27 protein-coding genes and 1 pseudogene are annotated in these 25,017 nt (G+C 72.9%); 23 read left to right on the forward strand and 5 right to left on the reverse strand.

Going from position 1 to position 25,017, the window contains the following annotated elements; genetic code table 11:
• Positions 1–107 precede the first annotated feature (107 nt).
• From phnC to BIV04_RS09640, 5 genes are read left to right on the forward strand one after another with little or no spacing between them, the layout of a single operon-like run.
• On the forward strand, positions 108–1,004 hold the full coding sequence (gene phnC / locus BIV04_RS09620) for a phosphonate ABC transporter ATP-binding protein (RefSeq protein ID WP_071256069.1): 897 nt from the start codon (positions 108–110) through the stop codon (positions 1,002–1,004).
• The gene (gene phnE, locus BIV04_RS09625) at positions 1,001–2,731 is read left to right on the forward strand and encodes a phosphonate ABC transporter, permease protein PhnE (protein ID WP_071256070.1); all 1,731 of its coding nucleotides are present in this window, start codon (positions 1,001–1,003) and stop codon (positions 2,729–2,731) included. The genes phnC and phnE overlap by 4 nt, the downstream gene beginning before the upstream one ends.
• Complete coding sequence (locus tag BIV04_RS09630) at positions 2,728–3,993, forward strand: TIGR03364 family FAD-dependent oxidoreductase (protein ID WP_071256071.1); 1,266 nt, start codon at positions 2,728–2,730, stop codon at positions 3,991–3,993. The genes phnE and BIV04_RS09630 overlap by 4 nt, the downstream gene beginning before the upstream one ends.
• Positions 3,990–4,766 carry an HAD family hydrolase gene (locus tag BIV04_RS09635; protein WP_083396328.1) on the forward strand — a complete coding sequence of 259 codons (777 nt, stop codon included), beginning with the start codon at positions 3,990–3,992 and terminating at the stop codon, positions 4,764–4,766. The genes BIV04_RS09630 and BIV04_RS09635 overlap by 4 nt, the downstream gene beginning before the upstream one ends.
• Entirely contained in the window at positions 4,763–5,944 is a 1,182-nt protein-coding gene (locus BIV04_RS09640; RefSeq protein WP_255364243.1) for an alcohol dehydrogenase catalytic domain-containing protein, read from the forward strand. The genes BIV04_RS09635 and BIV04_RS09640 overlap by 4 nt, the downstream gene beginning before the upstream one ends.
• A gap of 79 nt (positions 5,945–6,023) precedes the next feature.
• On the opposite strand, the gene BIV04_RS09645 is transcribed toward BIV04_RS09640, so the two are convergent.
• Complete coding sequence (locus tag BIV04_RS09645; protein WP_071256074.1) at positions 6,024–6,773, reverse strand: GntR family transcriptional regulator; 750 nt, start codon at positions 6,771–6,773, stop codon at positions 6,024–6,026.
• A gap of 175 nt (positions 6,774–6,948) precedes the next feature.
• Between BIV04_RS09645 and BIV04_RS09650 the strand changes: the two genes are divergently transcribed.
• The 9 genes and pseudogenes from BIV04_RS09650 (at position 6,949) to BIV04_RS09690 (ending at position 13,472) form a co-directional block, all read left to right on the forward strand.
• Complete coding sequence (locus BIV04_RS09650) at positions 6,949–7,878, forward strand: helix-turn-helix transcriptional regulator (protein WP_071256075.1); 930 nt, start codon at positions 6,949–6,951, stop codon at positions 7,876–7,878.
• Complete coding sequence (locus tag BIV04_RS09655; protein WP_071256077.1) at positions 7,875–8,105, forward strand: hypothetical protein; 231 nt, start codon at positions 7,875–7,877, stop codon at positions 8,103–8,105. Before BIV04_RS09650 ends, BIV04_RS09655 begins: the two co-directional genes overlap by 4 nt.
• A complete protein-coding gene (locus BIV04_RS09660; protein ID WP_071256079.1) occupies positions 8,102–9,070 on the forward strand; it encodes an aldo/keto reductase in 969 nt (322 codons plus the stop codon). Before BIV04_RS09655 ends, BIV04_RS09660 begins: the two co-directional genes overlap by 4 nt.
• A 119-nt stretch (positions 9,071–9,189) precedes the next feature.
• Complete coding sequence (locus BIV04_RS09665; protein ID WP_071256080.1) at positions 9,190–9,444, forward strand: helix-turn-helix domain-containing protein; 255 nt, start codon at positions 9,190–9,192, stop codon at positions 9,442–9,444.
• Positions 9,437–9,730: pseudogene (locus BIV04_RS17505) on the forward strand (HipA N-terminal domain-containing protein); the annotation flags it as partial. The gene BIV04_RS09665 and the pseudogene BIV04_RS17505, both read left to right, overlap by 8 nt.
• Positions 9,731–9,875: 145 nt before the next feature.
• On the forward strand, positions 9,876–10,706 hold the full coding sequence (locus BIV04_RS09675) for a HipA domain-containing protein (protein ID WP_071256082.1): 831 nt from the start codon (positions 9,876–9,878) through the stop codon (positions 10,704–10,706).
• Between the two features lie 126 nt (positions 10,707–10,832).
• On the forward strand, positions 10,833–12,371 hold the full coding sequence (locus BIV04_RS09680; RefSeq protein ID WP_255364244.1) for a phosphatase PAP2 family protein: 1,539 nt from the start codon (positions 10,833–10,835) through the stop codon (positions 12,369–12,371).
• A 40-nt stretch (positions 12,372–12,411) separates the two neighbouring features.
• The gene (locus tag BIV04_RS09685; RefSeq protein ID WP_071256084.1) at positions 12,412–12,765 is read left to right on the forward strand and encodes a helix-turn-helix transcriptional regulator; all 354 of its coding nucleotides are present in this window, start codon (positions 12,412–12,414) and stop codon (positions 12,763–12,765) included.
• A gap of 2 nt (positions 12,766–12,767) precedes the next feature.
• Complete coding sequence (locus BIV04_RS09690) at positions 12,768–13,472, forward strand: cation diffusion facilitator family transporter (RefSeq protein WP_255364271.1); 705 nt, start codon at positions 12,768–12,770, stop codon at positions 13,470–13,472.
• Between the two features lie 41 nt (positions 13,473–13,513).
• Here BIV04_RS09690 and BIV04_RS17140 read toward each other — a convergent pair whose 3' ends face one another.
• The 4 genes from BIV04_RS17140 to BIV04_RS09710 form a co-directional block, all read right to left on the reverse strand.
• Positions 13,514–14,002: a PIN domain-containing protein gene (locus BIV04_RS17140; RefSeq protein ID WP_177174801.1), complete on the reverse strand. Its 489-nt coding sequence runs from the start codon at positions 14,000–14,002 to the stop codon at positions 13,514–13,516.
• Positions 13,999–14,184 (reverse strand): hypothetical protein, encoded by a 186-nt coding sequence (locus tag BIV04_RS17145; protein WP_177174802.1) that lies wholly within the window; start codon positions 14,182–14,184, stop codon positions 13,999–14,001. Before BIV04_RS17145 ends, BIV04_RS17140 begins: the two co-directional genes overlap by 4 nt.
• Before the next feature lie 202 nt (positions 14,185–14,386).
• The gene (locus BIV04_RS09705; RefSeq protein ID WP_083396333.1) at positions 14,387–14,986 is read right to left on the reverse strand and encodes a TetR/AcrR family transcriptional regulator; all 600 of its coding nucleotides are present in this window, start codon (positions 14,984–14,986) and stop codon (positions 14,387–14,389) included.
• Between the two features lie 56 nt (positions 14,987–15,042).
• Positions 15,043–16,068 (reverse strand): SDR family NAD(P)-dependent oxidoreductase, encoded by a 1,026-nt coding sequence (locus BIV04_RS09710; protein ID WP_071256086.1) that lies wholly within the window; start codon positions 16,066–16,068, stop codon positions 15,043–15,045.
• Positions 16,069–16,245: 177 nt separating this feature from the next.
• Here BIV04_RS09710 and BIV04_RS09715 point away from each other — a divergent pair, with 177 nt between their 5' ends.
• The 9 genes from BIV04_RS09715 to BIV04_RS09750 all read left to right on the forward strand — a co-directional run bounded on the left by BIV04_RS09715 (position 16,246) and on the right by BIV04_RS09750 (position 24,888).
• Entirely contained in the window at positions 16,246–17,121 is an 876-nt protein-coding gene (locus tag BIV04_RS09715; RefSeq protein ID WP_071256087.1) for an SDR family NAD(P)-dependent oxidoreductase, read from the forward strand.
• Positions 17,122–17,297: 176 nt separating this feature from the next.
• Entirely contained in the window at positions 17,298–17,753 is a 456-nt protein-coding gene (locus tag BIV04_RS09720; protein WP_071256517.1) for a hypothetical protein, read from the forward strand.
• Positions 17,750–18,052, forward strand: coding sequence for a transcriptional regulator (locus BIV04_RS09725; protein WP_056228304.1), 303 nt, complete (start codon positions 17,750–17,752; stop codon positions 18,050–18,052). The genes BIV04_RS09720 and BIV04_RS09725 overlap by 4 nt, the downstream gene beginning before the upstream one ends.
• Before the next feature lie 193 nt (positions 18,053–18,245).
• On the forward strand, positions 18,246–18,941 hold the full coding sequence (locus BIV04_RS09730) for a TetR/AcrR family transcriptional regulator (RefSeq protein ID WP_071256088.1): 696 nt from the start codon (positions 18,246–18,248) through the stop codon (positions 18,939–18,941).
• A 111-nt stretch (positions 18,942–19,052) separates the two neighbouring features.
• Entirely contained in the window at positions 19,053–21,659 is a 2,607-nt protein-coding gene (locus BIV04_RS09735) for an MMPL family transporter (protein ID WP_071256089.1), read from the forward strand.
• Between the two features lie 528 nt (positions 21,660–22,187).
• A complete protein-coding gene (locus BIV04_RS09740) occupies positions 22,188–22,700 on the forward strand; it encodes an FBP domain-containing protein (protein WP_071256090.1) in 513 nt (170 codons plus the stop codon).
• 88 nt (positions 22,701–22,788) lie between these two features.
• Complete coding sequence (locus tag BIV04_RS17150) at positions 22,789–22,962, forward strand: hypothetical protein (protein ID WP_177174803.1); 174 nt, start codon at positions 22,789–22,791, stop codon at positions 22,960–22,962.
• A gap of 73 nt (positions 22,963–23,035) precedes the next feature.
• Entirely contained in the window at positions 23,036–24,328 is a 1,293-nt protein-coding gene (nhaA, locus tag BIV04_RS09745) for a Na+/H+ antiporter NhaA (protein WP_071256091.1), read from the forward strand.
• Positions 24,329–24,480: 152 nt separating this feature from the next.
• Positions 24,481–24,888, forward strand: a complete 408-nt coding sequence (locus BIV04_RS09750; protein WP_071256093.1) for a low molecular weight phosphatase family protein — start codon at positions 24,481–24,483, stop codon at positions 24,886–24,888.
• Positions 24,889–25,017: the final 129 nt, after the last annotated feature.

Raw genomic sequence — 25,017 nt, forward strand, 5'->3', positions numbered from 1 at the left:
GCACGACGTAGGACCTCCCACACCCCAGGAAGTCGCCGAGACCCTCGCGCGCGCGTGAGTGTCTCGGCGACTTCCCGGGGTCCGAGCAGAACGAACCGGAGACGAACATGAACCCGCACACCGCCCCCGCCGAGACCGTCGTCCGGCTCGACGGCATCACCAAGCGCTTCGGCGACACCGTCGCGCTCGACGACGCGTCGCTGAGCGTCCGACGCGGCGAGGTCGTCGTGCTGCTGGGCCTGTCGGGCTCCGGCAAGTCCACCCTCCTGCGCCACGTCGACGGCCTCGAACGCCCGACCGACGGCCGCGTCACGGTGCTCGGCCGCGAGGTCACCGACCTCACCGGCCGGGCCCTGCGGCGGCTGCGCAGCGAGGTGGGGTTCATCTTCCAGCAGTTCGAGCTCGTGCCGTCGCTGACCGTGCTCGAGAACGTGTTGACCGGCTCGCTCGCCACCGTGCGCGGCCCCCGCCTCGGGCTCTGGTCGTACGGTCGCGCCGCCAAGGCCGAGGCCCTCGCCCGGCTCGACCGCGTCGGCCTGCTCGATCGTGCCTACCAGCGCGCCGACACCCTCTCGGGCGGCCAGCAGCAGCGCGTCGCCATCGCCCGGGCGCTCATGCAGCGTCCCCAGGTGCTGCTCGCCGACGAGCCGGTCGCCTCGCTCGACCCCGAGTCGAGCGACCAGGTGATGGCGTTGATCCGTGAGATCGCCGCGGACGAGGGGCTGACCGTGATCTGCAGCCTGCACCAGGTCGACCTCGCCCTCTCGTGGGCCGACCGCATCGTCGGCCTGCGCCACGGCCAGGTCGTGCTCGACACCGAGACCGAGGGCCTGTCGAAGGCCCAGGTCATGGAGATCTACGGCCGCGTCGCCACGAGCACCGACCAGTTCGAGGCCATCGAGCTCGAGCTGAGCGCCGCGGGGGCCGGGGTCGCCGCGGGCGCCGCGAACACCCCCGGCACCGCAGGAGGCGCGGCGTCCGTCTCCGAGGACGCCGTCCGATGACCGCCGTCACCGAGCGCCCGCGCACGACCGGGGCGGCCCCCGCTCCCGTCACCGCGCCTCCTCGTCGCCGGGTCTCGCCCGAGCGCGTCGCGGCCGGCCTCACGCTGCTCGCCCTGCTGATCGCGAGCCTCGTGGCCCTGCGGAGCGTCGACATCGACCCCGCGCGCATGCTGCAGAGCTGGGCCAACGCCGAACGGTTCTTCGGCCGGGTCGGGGCGATCGAGTTCCCGCCGGTCGGCGAGCTGCTTCAGCTCACCGCGCTCACCCTCGGCCTCGTGATCTGCGGCACCCTGCTCGCCGCCGTCCTGTCCGTCCCGGTCGCCGTGCTCGCCGCCTCGAACACGACCCCCGGCCCCGGCTGGCGCGCCGCCGCCCGCTTCGTGACCGTGCTCGCCCGGGCCGTGCCCGACGTCGTGCTCGCCATGGTGTTCGTCCTGCTCTTCTCGCTCGGCACGCTGCCCGGCATCCTCGCCATCGGCCTGCACTCGGTCGGCATGATCTCGAAGCTCTTCGCCGACGCGATCGAGCAGATCGACGAGGGGCCCCGCACCGCGATCCGCGCCGCCGGAGGCAGCCGACTGCAGCAGTTCACCGCCGGTGTGCTGCCCCAGGTGCTGCCCTCGTGGGTGGCGACCGTGCTGCACCGCAACGACATCAACCTGCGGGGCAGCGTGATCCTCGGCTACGTCGGCGTCGTCGGCCTCGGCATGGAGATGTCGTTCGCCTTCAAGTCGCTCGACTACGGGCTCGGCCTCGGCTACGCCCTCGTCATCTTCGTGCTCTGCGTCGTGATGGAGGTCGTCTCGAGCAGCGTCCGCGCGGCCATGCTCGGCATCGCGCCGACCGGCCGCGGTCTCGGCGACCGCGTCGTCCGTCGGGCCACCAGGAGGCGCGGTGCCGGTCACCCCGCCCCGTCGCGTCCCGCGATCACCACCGTCGAGGCCGCCCTGCGTCGCCCGTGGGACCGCACCCGTCGGCGCAACGTCTCGTGGGGTTGGCTCGCCGTCGCCGTGGTCGTCGCCAGCGTCGCCGTCTGCGACATCGCCTGGTCGGACCTCGTCACCGTCTGGGCCAAGGTGCCCGCCGTCGCGACGCAGTTCTGGCCGCCGTCGTTCGGCAGCTACGAGGCGTCGACGATGGTCGCCGCCATGGGCGAGACGATCGCCATCGCGCTCGCCGCGACCGTGCTGACCCTTCTGGCCTCGATCGTCGTCGGGTCGCTCGCGGCCCGCAACGTCGCCCCGAGCCGCGGGGTGCGCAGCGGCATGCGCCTGCTGCTCGTCGGCATCCGCGGCGTGCCCGAGGTGATCCTCGCCATCGTGCTGATCGTCGTGACCGGGCTCGGCACGCAGGCAGGGACCCTCGCCCTCGCCCTCGGCGGCGTCGGGTTGCTCGGCAAGCTGCTCGCCGACTCGTTCGAGGAGGTCTCGCCCGGCCCCGAGCGCGCCCTCTCGGCCACGGGGGCCAGCCGGGTGCAGGTGTACGCGGGGGCGACCCTGCCGCAGGGCACCCGGGCCCTGATCGGCCACACCTTCTACATGCTCGACACCAACCTGCGGGCCGCGACCCTGCTCGGCATCGTCGGTGCCGGCGGAGTCGGTTACTACCTGCTCAACGCCAGCCAGGGCTCGAACTACGGGACGGTCACGGCGATCGTGCTGATGATCCTCGTCACGGTGCTGGCGGTCGAGGGGCTCGCGATCTGGATGCGGAGGGTCTTCCGATGACCACGTCACACGACACGGCCCGGCCCGGGGTGGCTCGGCACGCGGCGGCCACGCTCGCCGCTGCACCGCACGACGTGATCGTGGTCGGCTCGGGCATCGTCGGTCTGGGGGCCGCGCTGGCCGCCGCCGACCGCGGGCTCTCGGTGCTGGTGGTCGACCGCTCGGCGGTGATCGGTGGCTCGACGGTGCGCAACTTCGGTCACCTCTGCCTCACCCCGCAGAGCGGCGAGGCCCGCCGCCACGCGCTCGCGGCCCGCGAGCTCTGGCTGCGGTTGGCCCGCGACGCCGGCTTCTGGCTGTCTCGGCGCGGCACCCTGGTCGCCGCCCGGCACGTCGACGAACTCGACCTGCTCGACGAGCTGGCCCTCGCCCGCACCGACCGCGTGCTGGGCGACCGGCCCGAGATCGAGCGGCTCGACGCGGCCGAGCTGTCCTCCCTGGCCCCGGTCGCTCCGGGTGCGGTCGTCGGCGGGGCGCTCCTGCCGTACGACCTGCAGGTCGATCCACGGCAGGCCGCCGACGCGATCCGCCGGCACCTCGAGACGCGAGGGGTGCGCTTCCTGACCCGCACCTCCGTCGGGTCGGTCTCGTCGGGACGCGTCGAGACGAGTCGCGGGCCGATCGACGCGGGCACGGTCGTCGTCGCGACCAACCACGACCTCGACCAGCTGCTGCCCGACCTCGCCGACCGGCACGCCCTCGAGCGCTGCGGCCTCGACATGCTGCGGGTGCGGGCCGACCTCGCCCGACCGCTCGTCGCCCCGCTGCTGACCGGGTGGTCGCTGATCCGCTACAGCGCGTTCGCGGGCACCGGTGCGGCCGAGGCGGTGCGGACCCGACTGCACGCCGAGCGCCCCGACCTCGCCGCGATGGACCTCAACCAGATGTACACGCAGCTGCCCGACGGCTCGGTGATCGTCGGCGACAGCCACCGGAAGGGCGCCGCGATCGCACCGTTCCAGGACGAGCGGGTCGCCGACGCCTTCCTCGACGAGTTCCGGCTGCTGTTCGGCGCCGAGCCGGTCGTCACCGAACGGTGGCAGGGCGTCTACGCCTCGGGCCGCGACGAGTTCGTCGTCGACGAGGTCGCGCCCGGCGTGCTCGTCACGGTCGTCTCCACCGGCATCGGCATGACCACCGGACTCGGGCTCGCCGAGCACGTCGTCGGCGCGCACCTCGACGGCGGGCGCGACCGGGCGCTCGACCCCGCCGCCCTCACCTCGACCGTCACCTCGCCCCTCACAGAGAGCCTCACCGCATGAGCACCACGACCCCCGCCACCCCCACCCCCGATGCCGCGACCCTCGACACCGTGACCGCCGAGGCCGCGACCCCGATCGAGCTCGTCGTGCTCGACATGGCCGGCACGACCGTCGTCGACGACGGCGTGGTCGAGCAGGCCTTCGCCCGCGTCGCCGACCGGGTCGACCTCGGGCCGACGCTCACCCGCGACGAGGCCCTGCAGTACGTCCGCGACACGATGGGCCGCTCGAAGATCGACGTCTTCCGGCACCTCACCGGGGGCGACGAGGCGCTGGCGCGACGGGCGAACGACGAGTTCGAGGTGGCCTACGGCGAGCTCGTCGACGAGTCGGGAGTCGACCCGATCGAGGGCGCGGGCGGCCTGATCGACGCACTCCGCGCCTCCGGGGTCTCGGTCGTGCTCACCACCGGCTTCTCGCCGGCCACCCGCGACCGTCTGCTCGACGCCCTCGGCTGGACCGTCGATGCCGCCCTCTCGCCCGTCGACGCCGGTCGCGGACGCCCCGCACCCGACCTCGTGCTGACCGCGCTGCTGCGCACCCGGGCGTCGTCGGTGGCCGCCGTCGCGGTCGTCGGCGACACCGTCAGCGACGTCCTCTCGGGGCGCTCGGCCGGTGCCGGCCTCGTCGTCGGCGTGACGACCGGCGCCCACACCCGCGAGCAACTGCTCGGCGCGGGAGCCGACGTCGTGCTCGACAGCGTGCGGGACCTCGTCGGGCTGCCGGCCTTCGCCGCGGTCCGCGCCTCCGTGTCGTCGACGTCCGCCGCGTGACGGCGGCCCTGCCGCGGACGACGGACCAGGAGGCGCGGGTCGCCTCCCCGACACCCGTCGCCTCCTCGCCCGCCCTGCCCCTCGACCCCGCGCCGACCGCCATGGTCTGGCTCGAACCCGGTCGTCCGCACGAGGCCGTCGCGGTGCCCTCGGTCGTGCTCGCGCCCGGCGACGCCCTCGTCGAGGTCGAGCTGGCGACGATCTGCGGCTCGGACGTGCACACCACGCGGGGCGACCGGTCCGCGCCCGCGCCGCTCGTGCTCGGTCACGAGCAGGTCGGCCGCGTGGTCGCCCTCGGACCGGGGGCGGTGGCCGCCGACGGGACGCCGCTCGCCGTCGGGCAGCGCGTCGTCTGGTCGTTGACCGTGTCGTGCGGTCGGTGTGCGACCTGCCGACGCGACCTTCCGCAGAAGTGCGAATCGGTGCGGAAGTACGGTCACGAGCGGCTCGTCACGGGGTGGGAGCTCAGCGGCGGCTTCGCCACGCACGTGCACGTGCGGTCGGGCACGGCGATCGTCCCGGTCGAGGCCGACCTGCCCGCCGAGCTGCTTGCCCCCGTGTCGTGCGGCACGGCGACCGCCGTGGCCGCCCTCGACGCCGCCTCGGCGATCGTGCCGCTCGACGGCGCCGTCGTCCTCGTGACGGGCGCCGGGCTGATCGGCCTCACGGCGACCGCGCAGGCCACCGACGCCGGGGCCCGGGTGGTCGTCGTCGACCCCGATCCCGCCCGCCGGCGGCTCGCCGTCCGCTTCGGCGCGGTGGCGACGGTCGATCCTTCGGCTGCCCCCGACTCGGACGACGGCCTCGCCACCGCGTTCTCCGTCGCGGGCGGTGCGCCCCTCGTCGCCGTGGAGGCCTCGGGGTCACGGCACGCGGTGGCCTCGGCGCTCGCCGAGCTCGGCGTCGGCGGCGTGGCCGTGCTGGTCGGCAGCGTCTTCCCCTCCCCGGCGGTGCCCCTCGACGCCGAGAGCGTCGTCCGGCGTCTCGTGACCGTCCGCGGCGTGCACAACTACGCCCCGCAGCACCTCGTCGAGGCCGTCCGGTTCGTCGAGGAGAGACACGCGGCCTGGCCGCTCGACGCGCTCGTGGGTGAGACGGTGGCCCTGCGTGACCTCGACGCCGGGATCGCGGCGGCGGCCGCCGGCGGATCGGTGCGGGTGGGCGTCCGACCCGAGTGACCGGGCGCGGTGCCGTCCTGCGGGGGCCACACCGCGCCTCCTGCGTTCTCGGACCGGGTGGTCGGGCGGGTGCCGCCGCTCAGGGGCCGATCGCGCGGATGAAGTGGTCGCCCTCGCGGGCCCGACCCGACGCCGAGACGGTGAACCGGACGATGTCGCTGCGGTAGCGGTCGTCCGAGGCCTCGAAGGTGCGGCCGTCGGGGCCGCGGGTGATCCGGTGCAGCCGCAGGATCGGCGTGCCGGGCTCGACCCCGAGCAGTTCGGCGTCGAGCTCGTCCGCGGCGACCGCGTCGATCTCGTGGTCGATGTCGGCGTAGCCGTAGCCCCGCGAGTCCAGGTACTCGGTGATCGACACCGTGTCGAGGTCGACGTCGAACAGCACGCGGCCGACCTCCTCGATGAAGGTCAGGCGCTCGAGCATGGTCGGACGGCCGTCGACGAGTCGCAACCGGACGACGTCGACCACGAGGGCGCCCGGCTCGATGCCGAGCGATCGGGCCTTGTCGTCGTCGGCGCGGCGCAGTGACACCTCTTGCGTGCGGGCGCCGGGCTCGCCGCCGACGTCGCGCACCCACTTGGTGAAGGGGATCGACACGTCGACCGGGTGGTGCGCCTTGCGCGCGACGACCCGGGCCGGACGGCCGCGGCGGGTCTCGACCAGTCCCTCGGAGCGCAGGGCGGCGAGGGCGTTGCGGATCGGCCCGCGGGAGGTGCGCCACTGCTCGGCCAGCTCGCCCTCGCTCGGCACGTCGTCGCCGACCGCGAGGTCGCCGCTCAGGATGCGCCGCCGCAGCTCGTCGGCGATCTGCTCGTAGAGGGTCGAAGGCACGTGCGGATCTTACCGAGCGGCGCGGTCGGGCTCGCGATGAACCCTGATCAGGACGATGCGCCCCGTTTTCTCGTGGTTCATCGTCCCGCATGTGGTTCGAGGCGCTCAGGCCCGCCCGAGGGAGGCCCCGCCAGGGCATCCCACCGCGCCCCGCCCCTGTCGTAGCGTCGTGGGCATGGACACCGAGAGCGAGATCCGCGACTTCCTGACCAGCCGACGGGCGCGGGTGCGGCCCGAGCAGGTCGAGCTGCCGGGCGGACCCGGGCGCCGCGTGCCCGGACTGCGGCGGAGCGAGGTGGCGTTGCTCGCGGGCGTCAGCGTCGAGTACTACACGCGGCTCGAACGCGGGCGCCTCGGCGGGGTGTCCGAGGGCGTGCTCGACTCGCTCGCGACCGCCCTGCTGCTCGACGACGCCGAACGCGAGCACCTGGCCGACCTCGCCCGCGCCGCGAACGAGTCGCCGGTCCATGCCCGGCGCCGACGCCGTCCGCCCGAGACCGTCTCGCGCAGCATGCAGCTCGTGCTCGACGCCGTGACGGCCGGGCCGGCCTTCGTCCGCAACGGCCGCATGGACGTCCTGGCCGAGAACGCGCTCTTCCGCGCGCTCTACTCCGACCTCTACGCCCTCGACGAGCGGCCCGTGAACCTCGCCCGGTTCGTCTTCCTGCACCGCGAGCTCGCCGAGGCCTTCTACCCGTCGTGGTCGGTCGCCGCCGACATCAACGTCGCGATCCTGCGCACCGAGGCCGGCCGCGATCCGCACGACCGCGCCCTGCACGACCTGATCGGCGAGCTGTCCACCCGCAGCGACGAGTTCCGCACCCGCTGGGGCGCCCACGAGGTGCGCCACCACACGTCGGGTCAGAAGCGCTTCCACCACCCGGTCGTCGGTCAGCTCGACATGGTCTACGAGGCCATGGAGCCGATGGGCCGCCCGGGCCTGAACTTCCTCGTCTACAGCGCCGAGCCCGGCTCGCCGACCGAGGAGCGCCTCCGCCTCCTCGCCAGCTGGGCGGCTCCCCAGGTCGACCCGGCGGTCGTCCGCGCCGACGCCCCGGACCGACCCGACGTCACGAGCGAACCGCGCGAGGCGGCCGGGTCGTGAGCCGCCTCGCGATGTGGTGGCGCGCCTCCTGCGAGATCTCCGACCTCACGCGCGACCGAGAGCAGGAGGCGCGGGTGCTGGACGAGATGGCGGTGCGTCTCGAGCCGGGCCCCTGGGCGATCGCCGCGCTCTTCCACCGCCGCGCGCCCGCCGCGACGGACGCCGCCGAGACCCCCGCCACAGCAGAGACCGCACCACCCCCGAACGCCGAGGAGGCACGACCGTGAAGTACACCCGTCTGGGCACCACCGGCCTGCAGGTCAGCCGCATCGGCCTCGGCTGCATGAGCTACGGCGACCCCACCCGCGGCCTGCACTCGTGGACGCTCGACGAGGCGGCCTCGGCACCGTTCTTCCGCCAGGCCGTCGAGCTCGGGGTCACCTTCTGGGACACCGCGAACGTCTACCAGCAGGGCACCGGCGAGGAGTTCGTCGGCCGCGCGATGCGCGAGTACTCGCGCCGCGAGGACGTCGTGCTGGCGACCAAGGTCAGTGGTCGCATGCACGACGGCCCGGGAGGAGCGGGCCTGTCGCGCAAGGCGATCCTCGAGCAGGTCGACGCCTCGCTCACGCGCCTCGGCACGGACCACGTCGACCTCTACCAGATCCACCGCTTCGACCCCGAGACCCCGGTGGAGGAGACGATGGAGGCGCTCCACGACCTGGTCAGGGCAGGCAAGGTCCGGTACACGGGTGCCTCGAGCATGTTCGCCTGGCAGTTCGCGAAGATGCAGACCGCCGCCGTGGTCAACGGCTGGACGCCGTTCTCGACCATGCAGGACCAGTACAACCTGCTGAAGCGCGAGGAGGAACGCGAGATGATCCCGCTCTGTGCCGACCTCGGCGTCGGGCTCGTGCCGTACTCGCCGCAGGGCAAGGGGCGGCTGACGCGACCGCGGGGCGCGACCACCGAGCGGTCCGCCGTCGACGAGGTCGCGAAGGCCTTCGACGTCGACGAGGACGGCCCGATCATCGACGCCGTCGAGCAGGTCGCCGCCGAGCACGGGGTGTCGATGGCCCAGGTCGCGGTGGCCTGGGTGCTGCGCAACCCCGTCGTGTCGGCCCCGATCGTCGGTGCGACCAAGCCGCACCATCTCGCCGACGCCGTCGCCGCCCTCGACGTCGAGCTGACCGACGACGACGTCCGCCGCCTCGAGGAGCCCTACCGCCCGCAGGCACCGTTCTGGTGGTGACCGGACGGTACGTCGCGTGATGTGACCGATCGGTCACAGGTCGGTCTTGTAATCGATCGGTTACGTCGATATCGTGTAACCGATCGACTACACGTCAACCGGCGATCTCGGAGGGCCACATGCGAATCGACACCGCATTCGCCTTGGGCGACCTCGTGCACGAGCGACGCATCGCGCTCGGATGGTCGCAAGATCGCCTGGCGACGACGATGGGCGTCAGCCGTGCGTGGGTGAACAGGTTCGAGGCCGGCAAGGGGACCGCGCAGCTCCGCCTGGTCCTCGACGCGCTGCAGGCACTCGGGATCGTCCTCGAGGCCTCCGAGCACGAGCCGGGGCAGGGTGCTCCGTCGACCGGGGGTCGGATCGATGACTGACCTGCTCGCCTACCTCGACGGAGTCCTCGCGGGCACCTTCTCGATGAACGCGTCCGGGCGGGTGACCTTCGCGTACGACGACGACTACCGCTCAGGGGTGACCCCGACCCCGATGTCACTCTCCCTGCGGCCGACCCGCGCCGAGTGGCCGTCCCGGGCGGCCGGTCCGTTCCTCGCGGGCCTGCTGCCGGACAGCCCCGAGCGACTCGCCGAACTCGCCAGTCGATACCGGACGAGCCAGAACCCGTTCCGCCTGTTCGAGAGCGTCGGGCGCGACGCTGCCGGTGCCGTTCAACTGCTTCCTCCCGACGAGGCGTCGAGCGATGCCGCGTCGCGGACGGGAGACGTCGAGCGGCTCACCGACGACGACGTCGCCGTCCTTCTCGCCAGTGCGTCCCGTGATCCGGGAGTCTGGGGGAGGGACGACCACGGTGGTCGTTGGTCGTTGGTCGCTGGCCGGGGCGCAGAGCAAGGTGGCGCTGTTCCGGTTCCCGGACGGCTCGTGGGGGGTGCCTCGGGACTCCACCCCGACGACCCACATCCTCAAGCCGGCAGTGGCCGCTCTCCCGGACCACGACGTGAACGAGTACGTGTCGATGGCCGCGGCCCGGATGCTCGGCCTGGACGTGGCCGACCACGAATTGCTGCGGACGGCCCGGGGCACCCGGGTCTTCGTGACCCGGCGCTTCGATCGCGTCGAGCGGGACGGAGTGTGGCACCGGCTGCACCAAGAGGACTTCTGCCAGGCGATGAGCGTCGACCCGTCACGCAAGTACCAAGATCAGGGCGGGCCGTCCGTGCGGCAGATCGCCCGGGTCGTGGCCGAGAACATCTCCGACCACCACACCCGCTCGGCGACGCAGCGCGCACTCTTCGACGCTCTCGAGTTCACCGTGGCCTGCCAGAACGCCGACGCGCACGCGAAGAACTACTCGCTGACGCTGAACGGCTCCGACGTGCGACTCGCGCCGCTCTACGACCTCGGCTCGCACTCGCCCTATCCGACCCGAGGCGGTGCCCCCCTGCGTTCGGCGATGTCGATCGGCGACGAGTACGCGCTCGACTCGATCGGCGAACCGCAGTTCCGTGACGCCGCGAGGTCGTTCGCGATCCCCGCGGACGAGGCGGTCGACCGGTACCGGCGCATCGTCGGCGGCGTCGCCGAGGCCTTCGAGGCGGCCGCCGCGCAGGTCGACGAGCCGTTCGCGGCCACGCTCTCCGAATCCGTCGCGGCCAACGCGTCCCGTCGGGGGTGGAGCTAGGCCGCAGGTGCCGTCACCGGTGTGTGCCGTCGTCGAGGTCACCTGCGCGTCACCTGTCGTCCAGGCGTGCGCCACTCGGCCTCCCTACGGTTCGGCGTGGCCCCACCAGGCCGCCGACGCAGGTCGGTGCAGGCACCCACGAGAGGCACGATCATCACGACCACGACCCCCCTCCGCCCCCGACACGCGGCCGATCGACGGCCCGTCCGCCGCGCCTCGGTGCTCGCCGCGAGCACGGGCCTGGGCGTGCTGCTCTCGGGCTTCGGCGCCCTCTCGGCCTCGGCGGCCACCCCGTTCGAGCCCGACCAACTGAGCTACCCGTACGCGTCGAACGCGACCTACGACTACGTGCCGATCATCGACCAGTTCACGACCCTGCGGGCCGAGCGCCCCGACATCATCGCGCTGAACGACGAGAAGACCGTCGCGATCAACCAGGGCGCCACCCCGGCCCGGGTCGACCGTGCGATCGTCGACCAGTACGCTGACATGTCCGTCTCCATGTCGGACGGCCTCGGCGCCCGACTCGGTGAGATCTACCGCACCGCCCGCGCCGCCGGCGAGCTGCCGAAGACCGCCGCGCTGCTCGCGAAGGACGGCGGGCTGGTCGGCTACTACTCGTCGTCGAACCCCGCCAAGGAGCACTTCGACTACGACCGCCCGTACATCCGGTTCCCCGAACGGCTCACCTACCGCGACAAGCCCGGTGGTGACGCCTGGGCCTCGACCTCAGGCGCGTACCCGAGCGGTCACACCTCGCAGGCCTACTGGCAGGGCACCTCGCTCGCCACGATGCTGCCCGAGCTCGCTCCGCAGATCCTGGCCCGCACCTCCGAGGCCGGCGACAACCGCGTCGTCATGGCCGCGCACTACCCGCTCGACGTGATGAGCGGCCGCATGATGGGCCAGGAGATCGTCGAGCGCCGCTGGGCCGACCCCGAGTTCCGTGTGCTGTTCGAGGAGGCGAGCGCCGAGCTGCGCGACGTCCTCGAGGCCGGATGCGGCGCCTCCTTGGACGTCTGCATCGCCGCCGACACCCCCTACCTCTCGGACCAGGAGGCGCTGGCCGTCTACCAGGACCGCATGAGTTACGACTTCCCCCTCGTCGGCACGGCCGGGCAGGCCATGACCGTCCCGGCCGGCGCCGAGTCGCTGCTGATCTCGAGCCGCCCGACCCTGACCGACGACCAGCGACGTCAGGTGCTCGCCCTCACCGCCATCGACTCGGGCCGTCCGCTCGACAAGGGAGCCTCGGGCAGCTGGCAGCGCCTCGACCTCGCGGCCGCCATGTCGGTGCCGATCACCGTCGCGGCGGACGGCACGGTGTCGCTCGCCGCCGCACCGGTCGACCCCGCACCTGTCGACCCCGCTCCCGTCGACCCCGCACCGGTCGACCCGGCACCGGTCGACCCGGGCGCGACGGCGCCTGTCGTGCCGGCACAGCCGGCTGCAGGAGGCGCGGTGCAGCAGCCCGCGTCCGGCACGATCACCGCGGCCGACACGGCGACCCGTGCCGCCGCCGCCCGTGACGCGGCTGCTCGCGCCGACCTGGCCTACACCGGCTCCGACCACGTGGTCGGCATCGTCGCCGCCGCACTGGGGCTGCTCGCCGCGGGCGTCGGCCTGGTCGTCCTCCGCCGGCGTCGGGCCACGCGCCAGCCGTAGGTCTCGACGACAGGTCAGCATGCGCTGTACAGTTCAGCGCATGCTGACCATCGTCCCGCGCCTCGATGCGATGAGCCGGCTGGGGCGCGCGTTGAGCGACCCGACCCGCTCGCGCCTCCTGCTCGAACTGCTCGACGCGCCGGGGTACCCGGCTCGGCTGGCCGAGACGCTCGACCTGACCCGGTCGAACGTGTCGAACCACCTCGCCTGCCTGCGCGGCTGCGGCATCGTCGTCGCCACCTCCGAAGGCCGTCGCACCCGGTACGAGATCGCCGACCCGCACCTGACGGCAGCTCTGCGCGCGCTGGTCGACGTCGTGCTCGCCGTCGACGACGGGGTCGGCTGCACCGACGAGGCCTGCGACGTGCCGCTCTGCTGCGGGCCCGGCGCGTGAGCCTGCCGATCGGGCCCGACGTCGTCGCGGGGCGCGTCCCCGGAGCGTCCGCCCTCACCGCCGCCCGCCGCATCGTCCTGCAGCGCCGCATCCGCTGGATCGTCGCCGCCACCATCGCCTACAACGTCGTCGAGGCGATCGTCGCGCTCGCCGCGGGCACCGTCGCGTCGTCGACGGCCCTGATCGGGTTCGGCCTCGACTCGATCGTCGAGGTGCTCTCGGCCGCCGCGGTCGCCTGGCAGTTCGCGGCCCCCGACCCCGAGAAGCGCGAGCGCACCGCCCTGCGCGTCATCGCCGTCGCCTTCTTCGCGCTGGCCGCCTACGTCGGGGTCGACGCCGTGCTCGCCCTGACCGGCCTGCGCGAGCCCGAGCACAGCGGCGTCGGCATCGTGCTCGCCGCCGTGAGCCTCGCGATCATGCCGTTCCTCAGCCTGCTCGAACGCCGCACGGGCCGAGAGCTCGGGTCGGCCTCGGCCGTCGCCGACTCGAAGCAGACGTTGATCTGCAGCTACCTGTCGGCCGCCGTGCTGCTCGGCCTCGTCCTCAACCTCGCCTTCGGCTGGGCCTGGGCCGACCCGGTCGCCGGGCTCGTCATCGTCGTGTTCGCCGTGCGCGAGGGACTCGAGGCCTGGCACGGCGACGCCTGCGCCGTGCCCGTCTCGGCGCTCACGGGCGAGCGCGACGTCGGGGCCTGCGACTGCTGCTGACGCTCGCAGCTCGCCGTCGGCGAGGCTCGGTCGATCACTGCTCAGAGGCTGCCCTCGGCCACCACCCATCGGTGGTGGAGATCGGGGTAGGCGCGGGCGATGTGGGTGAAATCCCGGTCGTAATGCACGACGGTGGCCTGGTTCACGACTGCGTAGGCGGCGATGAGGACGTCGACGGCGCCCGCTGCCCGGCCCATGTGAGCGGCGAAGAGAGCAGATCGGATGGCCGCCACGTCTCGCACCTCCGGATGCACCCGGCAGTCCGAGAAGGCACCCGCCAGCGTCAGGACGATCGTGGAGTGGTCCTCGGGGCTGCGAGCGCTGAAGCCGTATTCGGCCGCGACAGGCGGGCATACGAGGATGTCGTCCGGCGCGGTCGTCCGGATTATCGCCTCGATCGCTGCACGGACCACCGGCTCGGTGGCGACCCGCTGCCACGCCGAGTTGTCGATGATGAAGCGGGGCCGCCGCGCCTCCGTCTCGTGCTCGTCGGGCTCGGCGAGGTGGAGCCCTGGACGGCCGGTGCTCACGCGTCGATCGTCCCCGGGCCTGCTGGCTGCGGATCGACGTCGACCCCGATCCCGCTCAACGTGGCCAAGGCCTCGAGCTGCACCTGCCGCTTCACGATGTCGCCGAGTGCCTGGTTGATGGCGTCCTTCGTCGTCCTCACGCCGAGGATACCCTTCGCGGCTGCCAACAGCTCGGTGTCCACGTCCACGCTCGTCATCGCCATGGTGACCTCCATATGCTCGAGCCTCCGAGTTTATATTTCTCCGACTTTCGGTGCCAGTCGCATCGATCATGCGACGACGCTTTCGCGACTCGACGCGGCGGAGCCGTCTCTCCACAAGCCGCCGCTCCGCGGCCCGCTCGGCTCGTGTCCGTGGAGGAGGCGACGGGCGGTCGGCGACGCGTCAGGCCGGGCGCGCCGCGACGCCGTCGAACAGCAGCTCGACGGTGGCCTCGAGCGCGGCGTCCCCGGGGTCGCGGCGGGTCACGACGTGCAGCAGCACCGTGCCGATCAGCGACTCGACCAGGGCCTCGAGCGGGGCGTCGTCCCGGATCTGCCGCGCGCGCCTCCCGGACTCGAGGCGGGCGAGCAGCGCCGCCCGCGTGACCGAGGTGACGCGCTCGTCGTAGTGCTCGGCGACGGCGGCGTCCTCGGCGGTCGCCGCGATCGACGCCCGGATCAGCCCGCCCGCCGCGGGCGAGGCGAAGGCCGAGAAGGAGGCGCGGAGCCAGTCGAGCACGTCCCCACGCACGTCGCCCGTGTCGGCCACCTCGAGGTGGGGCAGCAGATGTCCCGTGAGCATGCCCTCGGCCACCAGCGCCGCCTTCGCCGGGTACCAGCGGTAGATCGTCGCCTTGCCGACACCCGCCGCCGCGGCGATGCGGTCGAGCGAGAGCTTGTCGTAGCCCCGCTCGGCCAGCTCGTCACGGGTCGCGTCGAGGATCGCGAGGCGGGCGGCCTCGCTGCGGGCGCGGCCGGGGCGGGAGGGGCGTGCGGTGGTCACCGGTCCATCCTCGTGCACGTCCCGCCGCACCCGGCCTCGCCGCGGATCGTCCGGCCCTACTGGACCGACCAGCCGCCGTCGCTCGCCAGGATCGCGCCGTTCACGTTCACCGCGTCGTCGCTCAGCAGGAAGGTGATCGACGCCGCGAGCTCTTCGGCCGTCGCGATCGTCGGGATCGCCGCCTGGAACGGACGCAGCCGCGCCGACCCCACCTCGGACACGTTCGCCGGGAAGGGGATGCCCGTCGCGACGCCGCCCGGCGCCACCGCGTTCACCCGGATGCCCTGCTGCGCGTACATGAAGGCCGCCGACTTGGTCAGCCCGACGACGCCGTGCTTCGACACCGTGTAGGCGTTGCCCGACGCGTTGCCGCGCAGCCCCGCCTCGGACGCGACGTTGACGATCGAGCCGCGGCCGGCCCCGAGCATCACGGGGATCACCGCGCGCGACAGCTTGAACCCACCGGTCAGGTTGATGCCGATGACGCGGTCCCACATGGCGTCGCTCGTCTCGTGCAGCGGTGAGAAGTCGTCGTTGATGCCCGCGATGTTCGCGAGGGCGTCGATGCGGTCGCCGGCGGCCGCGACGATCGCGTCGATGTCGTCCTGCTTCGTGATGTCGCCGGCGACGACGACCACGTCGGCGTCGGGCAGGGAGGCGACCAGCGCCTCCAACTTGTCGGCGAATAGGTCGACGGCCACGACGCGACCGCCCTCGCGGGCCACGCGGGACGCGGTCGCACGGCCGATGCCGGACGCCGCACCCGTGACGACCACGGTCTTGCCGGCGAACCGACCGGAGGTGACCGTCTCGCGCCACGGGCCGTCGGCGTCGACCGTCTCGTCGGGCACGACGCCGCCGTTGACCTGCAGCACCAGGCCGTCGACGAGCTCCTGCGGCACCTGCCCCTGGCTCATCGCGACCAGCTGCTGCAGCGGCAGGCCGCGGACCGGGGCGAGCGCGCTCTCGTCGAACGCGCCTCCCTGCCCGAGTGCGGCGCGGATCGCGGGCCCGCCCTCGGGGTGGTCGAGCCAGGTGCCGATGGTGCTGGAGCCGGTCAGGGGAACGGTGGCGTCGGACATGTCGTCTCTTCTCTGAGGAGGGGCGGGTCGGGTCGGGCACGAGAGCGGGGCCCTGATTCGAAACAGATTGTCTCGCATTGCGACGGTACCGCGGGCGGAGGCCCGCGCGGCTGAGCGCCTGCCGAGAGAACGCCGACCGTCGACCCGCCCCGCCGCATCCCGCCTAGCGTCCGATGCATGACCGTCACCCTGCCTCCCGCCGCCCGCCTCGACGACCGGACCGTGGTCGTCACCGGAGCCAGCTCGGGCATCGGCCGCGCCGCCGCCCGTGAGCTCGCCCGCCGTGGTGCCACCGTCGCCGTGGTGGGTCGCAACCCCGACCGCACCCGCACGGTCGCCCACGAGATCGGCGGCACCGCCTACCTCGCCGACTTCTCCGACCTGTCGACCGTTCGCGAGCTGGCCGACCAGCTGCTCGCCGAGAACCCCCGCATCCACGTGCTCGCCAACAACGCGGGCGCCACGATCCCCGAGCGTGCTCTCACGGTCGACGGGCACGAGACCACGTTCCAGTGCAACCATCTCGCTCCCTTCCTGTTGACCGCGTTGCTGACGCCGCGCCTCCTCGAGACGGCGAAGGAGGCGCCGGCCGGGTCGGTCCGCATCGTCCAGACCTCGAGTGCCGGCAACCTCTTCGGCAAGGTCGACCTGGACGACCTCGACAACGCGAGGGGTGCGTGGGCCGGCGGCTTCCGCGCCTACGGCACGTCGAAGCTGCTCAACGTGCTGTTCACCCGCGAGCTGGCCCGACGCCTGCCCCGCGCCGGCGGAGGGGTCGACGCGTTCGCGTTCCATCCCGGGTTCGTCGCCTCGGGCTTCGGTGGCGACGGCGCCTTCATGACCGCGGCCAAGCGCCTCGCGGTGTCGACCGAGGACGGCGCCGAGCCGCTGATCCGCCTCGCGGGTGCCACGACCGTGCCGGCACCGAGCGGCAACTACTTCGACCGCCTCAAGGCGCCCGGCCGCGTCGCCCGTCAGGCGGCCGACGCCGACCTCGCCCGCCGTCTCTGGGACGAGAGCGCCCGCCTGCTCGACCTCGACGAGACGATCTAGCCCGGCCCGGCCCGGCCGGGGGCGCCCGGCCTCGGCGGGCCCGTCAGTGGGCAGAAGTTGTCCTTCCGCCGCGTGCGACGGACATCTTCGGTCCGCTCGATCGGGTTGGACGAGAAAGTACTTGCTTAACAGGAAAGTACTTTCTAGAGTGAGAATCCTACGAGAGGACGATCATGATGACCGCTGACACCACCGGAACGACCGGCACCCCCGACTCCGCCGAGGCCCGGCGTCTGCTCGACCAGGCCGCCGCCGTGGGTCGAAGCGCGACGTCGGCGGCGAGCTGGCCCGCCGTGGCCTTCCTGCTCGGCCTCGGTGCCGCGGCGTCGATGGGAACCCTCGCCATGGGGCTCACCACGGGCACCGCCTACTTCGTCTCGATGGGCGGCCTGCTGGTCTGGGTCGCCGTCCTGGTCGTGGCGCTCGTCGTGCTGAACAGGTCGGCCCGGGCGGGTTTCGGCCGACGCTGGATCGCGTATCTGGCCGCGTTCTTCGCCTGCTACGTCGGGGCCATGCTCGTCGTCGGCTTCTCGCAGGGCCAGAACGTCGTCGGCAGTGCGGTGATGGCGGCCGTGCTGCTCGTGGTGTCGGTCGCCTGTGCGGTCGTCGAGGTGCGCGAGGCGCGACGATGACCGCCCGACCGCACCCGCGCCTCCGGCTGTCCGAGTTGCTGCACCAGCCCGTCCGCTTCTCGATGATGGCGGCCCTCGCCGCGGCCGAGGGTCTCGACTTCCGTGACCTACGCGACGCCGTGCAGGTGACCGACTCGACCCTGAGCAAGCAGGTCAGCGCCCTCGAGGCCGCGGGCTACGTCGCGGTCACGAAGGGGTTCGTGGGCAAGCGACCCCGGACGAGCCTGAAGCTGACCCCGTCCGGGCGCGAGGCCTGGGCCGAGCACCTCGCCACCCTCCGCGAGATCGCCGCCGGCTAGTCACCCGACCAGTCGAGTGGTCAGAAGATGTCCTTCCCCGACGAGGGAAGGGCATCTTCCGCCCACTCGATCGGTCGGACGAGGAGGCGCGGGCCCCGCGCGGTGGGCATGCCGCGTCCCGGCCGCGCAAGTCCCAGCAACTGCCCAGCCGTCGTGGGTGCACCGAGTGCGTCGCTGCACTTAGTGTAGGCAGGTGTCCGTCAAGACCCTGGTGCCCGACCGCCGTGCCGCCCTCAAGGCGAAGCACCGTCAGGCCATCGTCGACGCCGCCGACGCGCTCATCGCCGAGCGTGGGGCACCCCGCTTCAGCGTCGACGAGCTCGCCGAGCGGGCCGACGTCTCGCGGCGCACGGTCTTCAACCACTTCTCGTCGCTCGACGAGGTCGTCATGACGGCCTGCACCCGCGTGCTCACCGGCGCCGTCGACGAGTTCCGGGCCGCGACCGCCGCGACTCCCGTCGGTGACGGCAGCCGCGCCTCCTTGTTCGCCGAGGTCATCCAGGCCATGCAGGGCATCGACCTGCCGGCCGTCGTCTCGTACCTCTGGGGCGTCCTCGGCGACGACGGCAGCGACCCGCGGTCGCACAGCCTGATCCAGGACGTCTTCACCCGCGTCACCGAGCAGCTCTCGATCGAGATGGCCGAGCGCAGCCCCGCCACCGACCCGCTCGAGGCCGAGGTGCTCGTCAGCTCGCTGATGAACGGCATCGCCGTCGTCGCCCGCCACTGGATCATGCGGACCGGCGCGGTCGTCGACGCCGACAGCCGCGACGTGTGGGCCGACCTGCTCGACCGGATGACGACGAGCATCCGCACCGGCTACGGGCCGACGACGACGCCCTCCCCGGCAGCAGCTGCCCCGACGGCGCGCGACGCGACCACCCCCTGACCCGTCGGCCGGCGTCTCCGGCCGACCCGCACCTCCTTCTCGACGACGCGACGTGAGGCCCACCCCCGCAACCCGCATCACCCCGCACCACCCCTGGAGGAACAGACACCCATGGCATCCCTGCTCTATCGACTCGGCCGGTTCTCGGCCCGGCGGGCCTGGCTCGTCATCGTGGCCTGGCTGGTCGTGCTCGGCCTCGCCGGCGGCGCCTTCGCGCTGTTCGGCGGCACGCTGACCACCGCCGTCAGCATCCCCGGCACGGCGACCCAGAAGGTCAGCGACGAGCTCGCCGAGAAGTTCCCCCAGGCGAGCGGCGGCACCGGCACGGTGGTCTTTACGACCACCGACGACTCGGCCTTCACCGACCAGCAGAAGTCCGACATCGCGGCCCTGCTGACCGACGCGAAGGAGCTGGACGACGTCAAGGGCACCACCGACCCCTTCGCGACCCAGCAGCAGATCGACGACCAGGCCCAGAAGATCACGGACGGCCGCGCGCAGATCACCGCGGGCGAGGCCCAGATCACCTCGGGCCAGGCCCAGATCGACGCCGCGAAGGCCCAGATCACCGCCGGCCAGCAGCAGCTCGACGCGGCCAAGGCCCAGGCGCAGGCCGCCGGTGGGGCGGCCCTCGCCGCCGCCACGCCGCAGCTCGAGGCGCAACAGGCCCAGCTCGACGCGGGCACGCAGCAGATCGCCACGCAGCAGTCCGAGCTCGACGCGGGCAAGACCGAGCTCGAGACGCAGAGCGCCACGCTCGAGCAGGGTGCCTCGTTGCTCGAACTGACCGACGGCATCCGCCAGGTGTCGACCGACGGCACCACGGCCGTCGCCAGCATCCAGTTCGACAAGGCGCTCAACCTCGTCACCAGCGAGAACAAAGAGGCCGTCGTCGAGGCGATGAACGACGCCGACATCGACGGCGTCGAGGTCGAGGTGTCGAACGACATCGCCGCCAGCATCCCCGAGATCCTCGGCCCGGGCGAGGTGGCCGGCGTCGTCATCGCCGCCATCGTGCTGTTCGTCATGCTCGGCACCCTGATCGGTGCGGGGCTGCCCCTGATCAACGCCCTGATCGGCGTCGGCGTCGGCGTGCTCGCCTCGCTGTCGCTCTCGGGCGCCGTCGAGATGCTGTCGGTCACGCCCGTGCTGGGCGTGATGCTCGGCCTCGCGGTCGGCATCGACTACTCGCTGTTCATCCTCAACCGGCACCGCACCCAGCTGAAAGAGGGGGTGCCGCTGCACGAGTCGATCGGCCTGGCCAACGGCACCTCGGGCAACGCGGTCGTCTTCGCCGGCTCGACCGTGCTGATCGCCCTGCTCGCGCTGAACCTGACCGGCATCCCGTTCCTCGGACTGATGGGCACCGTCGGCGCCGTCTGCGTGTTCGTGGCGATCCTGATCGCCATCACGCTGACCCCGGCACTGCTGCGCCTCGTCGGCCTGCGCATCCTCACCAAGAAGGCGCGGAAGGCCGTCGGCAACACCGGGGCCGTCCGGGTGCCGACCAAGCCGATGAGCACCACGCGTGCCGTGCTGACCCTCGTGGCCGGCGTCGCCGTGCTGCTGATCGTCGCGATCCCCGCGCTCTCGATGCGCCTCGGCCTGCCCGCCGGGTCGTCCGAGCCGGTCGACTCGAGCGCCTACAAGGCGTACAAGCTGATCGACGAGAAGTTCGGCGCCGGCGTCAACGGCCCCCTGGTCGTCGTCGCCGACCTGCCCACCGCGATCTCGGACGACGACCTCGTCTCGGAGCAGGTGCGCATCGGCACGATCCTCAAGGACCAGGACGACGTCGCCGCGGTCGCCCCCATCGGCGCCTCGGACGACGACACGCTGCTGGCGTTCCAGGTCGTGCCGAAGGGCGGGCCGACCGCCGAGTCGACCGAGCAGCTCGTGCGCGACCTGCGCGGGCTCGACATCGACGACGTCTCGTCGCTCGGCGTCGCCGGCAACGCCTCGGGCAACATCGACGTCAGCGAGAAGCTGGCCGGAGCCCTGCCGCTCTACCTGCTCGTCGTCGTCGGGCTGTCGTTGATCATCCTGATCTTCGTGTTCCGCTCGATCCTGGTGCCGATCACCGCCACGATCGGGTTCGTCCTGTCGCTGTTCGCCGCATTCGGCGGCGTCACCGCGGTGTTCCAGTGGGGCTGGCTCGGCCCGGTCTTCGGGGTGCACGACCCGGGGCCGATCCTGAGCTTCCTGCCGATCCTGATGGTCGGCGTGCTGTTCGGACTCGCGATGGACTACCAGCTGTTCCTGGTCAGCGGCATGCGTGAGGCGTACGCGCACGGCTCGTCGGCCCGCCTGGCGGTGCAGCGCGGCGTCCACGCCGGTCGCACGGTGGTCACGGCCGCGGCCCTGATCATGACGGCGGTCTTCTCGGGCTTCGTGTTCTCGAACTCGGTGATGATCCAGTCGATCGGCCTCGGCCTGGCGCTGGGCGTGCTCGTCGACGCGTTCGTCGTGCGCCTGCTGCTGATCCCTGCCGTGATGCACCTGCTCGGCGACGCCGCATGGTGGCTGCCGAAGTGGCTCGACCGCATCCTGCCCGACGTCGACGTCGAGGGGGCCTCCCTCGAGCGGTCGCAGCCGCACGCCTCGGCCTCGGCCTCGGCCTCGGGTGACGGGCACGTCTCGCACGTCGACCCGACGGCTCCGGTCGACGCGGTCCCCGACGGCAGCGACCCCGACCACCACGGGCGCCACGCGGGCTGATCCCGCGCGTCGCACCGCCGACCGGACGTCGCACCGCCGATCTCGGCGGTGCGACAACCGTTTCGTGGTGCGTCGGGGCCGGCACCCGCCTCGTGGACACGACCCGCGCCTCCGGAACCGGCGAAGCGCTCCGGGTCGAACCGTCGATGCGCCGTCGAACCGCGCCTCTGCATGGTTCGACGGCGCACCGGTGGTTCGACCCCGATCGCAGGAGGCGCGGCCCCGTTGCCGCCGGAGCCCCACCGCCCTAGGGTGGCCCGGTGATCATCCCGTCCGCACCCGTGACGCCCTCCGGGCGTGAGGGGGTCGTCGGCGCCGCGTGCGCCGGCTGCAGGTAGTCGCGTCTCCGCAGCGGATCGACCGTCCGGGTCGGTCCGTCCACCGCCGTGCCGCGCGGGCTGCAGCCCCGGCACGGTCCCACGAGAACACCCGGGCCGATCGACGCGTCGACGGCGGGCACGGGCGGTCGCCGTCCGCCCGTGCCCGCCGACGTCGTCGCCGCCCCGGGCCCGACGACCGGAGAACCACATGATCCCCCTGACCGAGAAGACCGTCCGCGCCTCGTTCGTCAACGCGAGCCGCAAGGAGGCGTCCGACCTGACCCTGCCCGCCCACGTCGCCGACCTCGACTGGACCGACCTCGAGTACCTCGGCTGGCGCGACCCCAAGCTCGCCCGCCGGGCCTACGTCGTCGTGCCGACCCTCGACGCGGACGGCCGCCCGGGCCCCGCGGTCGCCGGCGTCGTGCTGCGCCAGGCCGAGGCGTCACCCCGCCAGCGGGCGCAGTGCACCTGGTGCCAGGACGTCCGGCTGCCGGCCGACGTGCTGTTCTACAGCGCGAAGCGGGCGGGCGCGGCCGGACGCAACGGCGACACCGTGGGCACGCTCGTCTGCGGCGGGTTCGAGTGCTCGGACAACGTGCACGTGCTGCCGCCCGAGGCCTACCTCGGGTTCGACGTCGAGGCCGCCCGACTCGAACGCATCGCGAGCCTGCGCGTGCGGGCCGCGGGCTTCGTCGAGAACGTGCGCCGCACCTCCTGACCGGGCCGCGCCTCCCGACCCGGCGAGAACCGGGTCACAGGAGGCGCGGGTCGGCCCGCTCACGGACCCCGGCGGTACCCTGGTGGGCATGTCGTCACCCGCCTGCCTGTCCCGCGCCCCGCGCCGGGCGCGCACGGCGCAGCAGGCGTTCCCGAAGCGGCTCGTGCTGACGAAGCGCACCTGTGGCACGAACGGCTGGATGAGCCTGTGGGGCAGCAACGCCCACGGCGAGATCGCCGGGTGCCCGCCGCCCGTGGCGTAGCGCCGCTCCTCGTCGTCGACGGGTCGAGCGGACGCCCCGCCCTGCTCACCGACGCTCCCGAAGGACGACACCCATGACCGACCCCACCCCCGCCGACCCGACGGCCGCTCCTCCTGCTCCCGCCCACGCGCCCCACGCCGAGGGGCGGGCCGCACGCCTCTCACGCTTCCTCAGCCGCGACACGACCGGCGGTCTGCTGCTGCTCGCCGCGACCGTGCTCGCGCTCGTGCTGGCCAACAGCCCGGCCGGCTCGTTCTACTCGGCCGTGCGCGACGTGTCGTTCGGTCCCGAGGCACTGCACCTGAACCTCAGCGTCGGCACCTGGGCGGCCGACGGCCTGCTCGCGATCTTCTTCTTCGTGGTCGGCCTCGAACTCAAGCAGGAGTTCGTCGCCGGCTCGTTGCGCGACCCCCGCGTGGCCGTGCTGCCCATCGCCGCGGCGGTCGGCGGGGTCGTCCTGCCGGCGCTGATCTTCACGCTGATCAACCTCGGTGCCGGTCCCGACGCCCTCCAGGGCTGGGCGATCCCGGCCGCGACCGACATCGCGTTCGCCGTCGCCGTGATCGCCGTCGTCGGCAAGCGGTTGCCCCCGGCGCTGCGCACCTTCCTGCTGACGCTCGCGGTGGTCGACGACCTCATCGCCATCACGATCATCGCGGTGTTCTACACGGCGGGCATCGCCTTCGTCCCGTTGCTGCTGGCGCTGCTGCCGCTGGCCGCGTTCGCCGTGCTCGTCCGGCGCGGGGTGCGGTCGTGGTGGCTGCTGATCCCGCTGGGCGTCGTCGCCTGGGCCCTGGTGCACGCGTCGGGGGTGCACGCCACGATCGCCGGGGTGCTGCTGGGCCTGCTCGTTCCCGCGGTGGCCACGGCCCGGGCCGGCGTCACGCACGTCGGCCCGGACGGCCGCGAGGTGCGGCACCCGCTGACCCACCACTTCGCCGAGCGCTGGAGCCCGGTCTCGTCGGGCGTGGCCGTGCCGATCTTCGCGTTCTTCTCGGCCGGTGTCACGGTCGGCGGCTTCGGCGGGCTGGTCGAGTCCTTGAGCGACAGCGTGGCGATCGGCATCGTCGTGGCGCTCGTCCTCGGCAAGTCGATCGGCATCACCGGGGCGTCGCTGCTCGTGACCCGCCTGCCCGGCATCCGGCTCGATCCGAGCCTGCGCTGGGGCGACGTGCTCGGGCTGTCGTTCGTGGCCGGCATCGGGTTCACCGTGTCGCTGCTGGTCGGAGAGCTCGCCTACGGCACCGGCAGCGAGCAGGACGACGTGGTCAAGGTCGGCGTCCTCGTCGGCTCGCTCGTCTCGGCCCTGATCGGCGGGACGATCCTCGCCGTGCGCGGTCGGGCCCGGGCCCGTCTCGACGCCTGACGGGCCGACGTCCGCCGAGACCCCAGGAAGTCGCCGAGACCCCGGGGCGCGCACGAGGGTCTCGGCGAGTTCCTGGGGTCCGGCCGCCGTCCGTGCGGTGCGGGGCGGGGCGGGCACGGGGGCCGGCCACCTGCGGTGGGTACGGTGTGCGCATGACCCCGACCCGTGCCTCCGTCCTGTTCGTCTGCCAGAAGAACGGGGGCAAGTCGCAGATGGCCGCCGGGTTGATGCGTGACCTCGCCGGCGACGAGGTCACCGTCGTCTCGGCCGGCACGAAGCCCGGCACCGACCTCAACGCGCAGTCGGTCGAGTCGCTCGCCGAGCTCGGCATCGACCTCGGCGACGAGCGCCCCAAGGTCCTCACCGAGCAGATGGTGCGCGATGCCGACGTGGTCGTCGTCCTCGGTCAGGAGGCGCGGGTCGACGAGGTCCCCGGCACCCGGTTCGAGACCTGGGTCACCGACGAACCCTCCGAGCGCGGCATCGAGGGCATGGAGCGCATGCGCCTCGTCCGCGACGACATCCGCGCCCGCGTCGCCGACCTGCACGCCCGCCTCTGACGCCGAGACCCCAGGAAGTCGCCGAGACCCCTCGGCGCGCGCAGGGGTCTCGGCGACTTCCTGGGGTCTCACGCGCGAACGGAGGCGGTGGCGACCTCTCAACGTCACCACCGCCTCCCGGGCCGCCGC

The organism is Frigoribacterium sp. MCBA15_019, from assembly GCF_001864945.1.
Taxonomy (GTDB): Bacteria; Actinomycetota; Actinomycetes; order Actinomycetales; family Microbacteriaceae; genus Frigoribacterium.

What these genes read in the sequence shown, in the direction of transcription:
- phnC (WP_071256069.1), top strand. Translation starts at nt 108, where the DNA reads ATGAACCCGCACACCGCCCCCGCCGAGACCGTCGTCCGGCTCGACGGC.
- phnE (WP_071256070.1), top strand. Translation starts at nt 1,001, where the DNA reads ATGACCGCCGTCACCGAGCGCCCGCGCACGACCGGGGCGGCCCCCGCT.
- BIV04_RS09630 (WP_071256071.1), top strand. Translation starts at nt 2,728, where the DNA reads ATGACCACGTCACACGACACGGCCCGGCCCGGGGTGGCTCGGCACGCG.
- BIV04_RS09635 (WP_083396328.1), top strand. Translation starts at nt 3,990, where the DNA reads ATGAGCACCACGACCCCCGCCACCCCCACCCCCGATGCCGCGACCCTC.
- BIV04_RS09650 (WP_071256075.1), top strand. Translation starts at nt 6,949, where the DNA reads ATGGACACCGAGAGCGAGATCCGCGACTTCCTGACCAGCCGACGGGCG.
- BIV04_RS09665 (WP_071256080.1), top strand. Translation starts at nt 9,190, where the DNA reads ATGCGAATCGACACCGCATTCGCCTTGGGCGACCTCGTGCACGAGCGA.
- BIV04_RS09685 (WP_071256084.1), top strand. Translation starts at nt 12,412, where the DNA reads ATGCTGACCATCGTCCCGCGCCTCGATGCGATGAGCCGGCTGGGGCGC.
- BIV04_RS09710 (WP_071256086.1), bottom strand. Translation starts at nt 16,068, where the DNA reads ATGTCCGACGCCACCGTTCCCCTGACCGGCTCCAGCACCATCGGCACC.
- BIV04_RS09715 (WP_071256087.1), top strand. Translation starts at nt 16,246, where the DNA reads ATGACCGTCACCCTGCCTCCCGCCGCCCGCCTCGACGACCGGACCGTG.
- BIV04_RS09720 (WP_071256517.1), top strand. Translation starts at nt 17,298, where the DNA reads ATGACCGCTGACACCACCGGAACGACCGGCACCCCCGACTCCGCCGAG.
- BIV04_RS09725 (WP_056228304.1), top strand. Translation starts at nt 17,750, where the DNA reads ATGACCGCCCGACCGCACCCGCGCCTCCGGCTGTCCGAGTTGCTGCAC.
- BIV04_RS09735 (WP_071256089.1), top strand. Translation starts at nt 19,053, where the DNA reads ATGGCATCCCTGCTCTATCGACTCGGCCGGTTCTCGGCCCGGCGGGCC.
- BIV04_RS09740 (WP_071256090.1), top strand. Translation starts at nt 22,188, where the DNA reads ATGATCCCCCTGACCGAGAAGACCGTCCGCGCCTCGTTCGTCAACGCG.
- BIV04_RS17150 (WP_177174803.1), top strand. Translation starts at nt 22,789, where the DNA reads ATGTCGTCACCCGCCTGCCTGTCCCGCGCCCCGCGCCGGGCGCGCACG.
- nhaA (WP_071256091.1), top strand. Translation starts at nt 23,036, where the DNA reads ATGACCGACCCCACCCCCGCCGACCCGACGGCCGCTCCTCCTGCTCCC.
- BIV04_RS09750 (WP_071256093.1), top strand. Translation starts at nt 24,481, where the DNA reads ATGACCCCGACCCGTGCCTCCGTCCTGTTCGTCTGCCAGAAGAACGGG.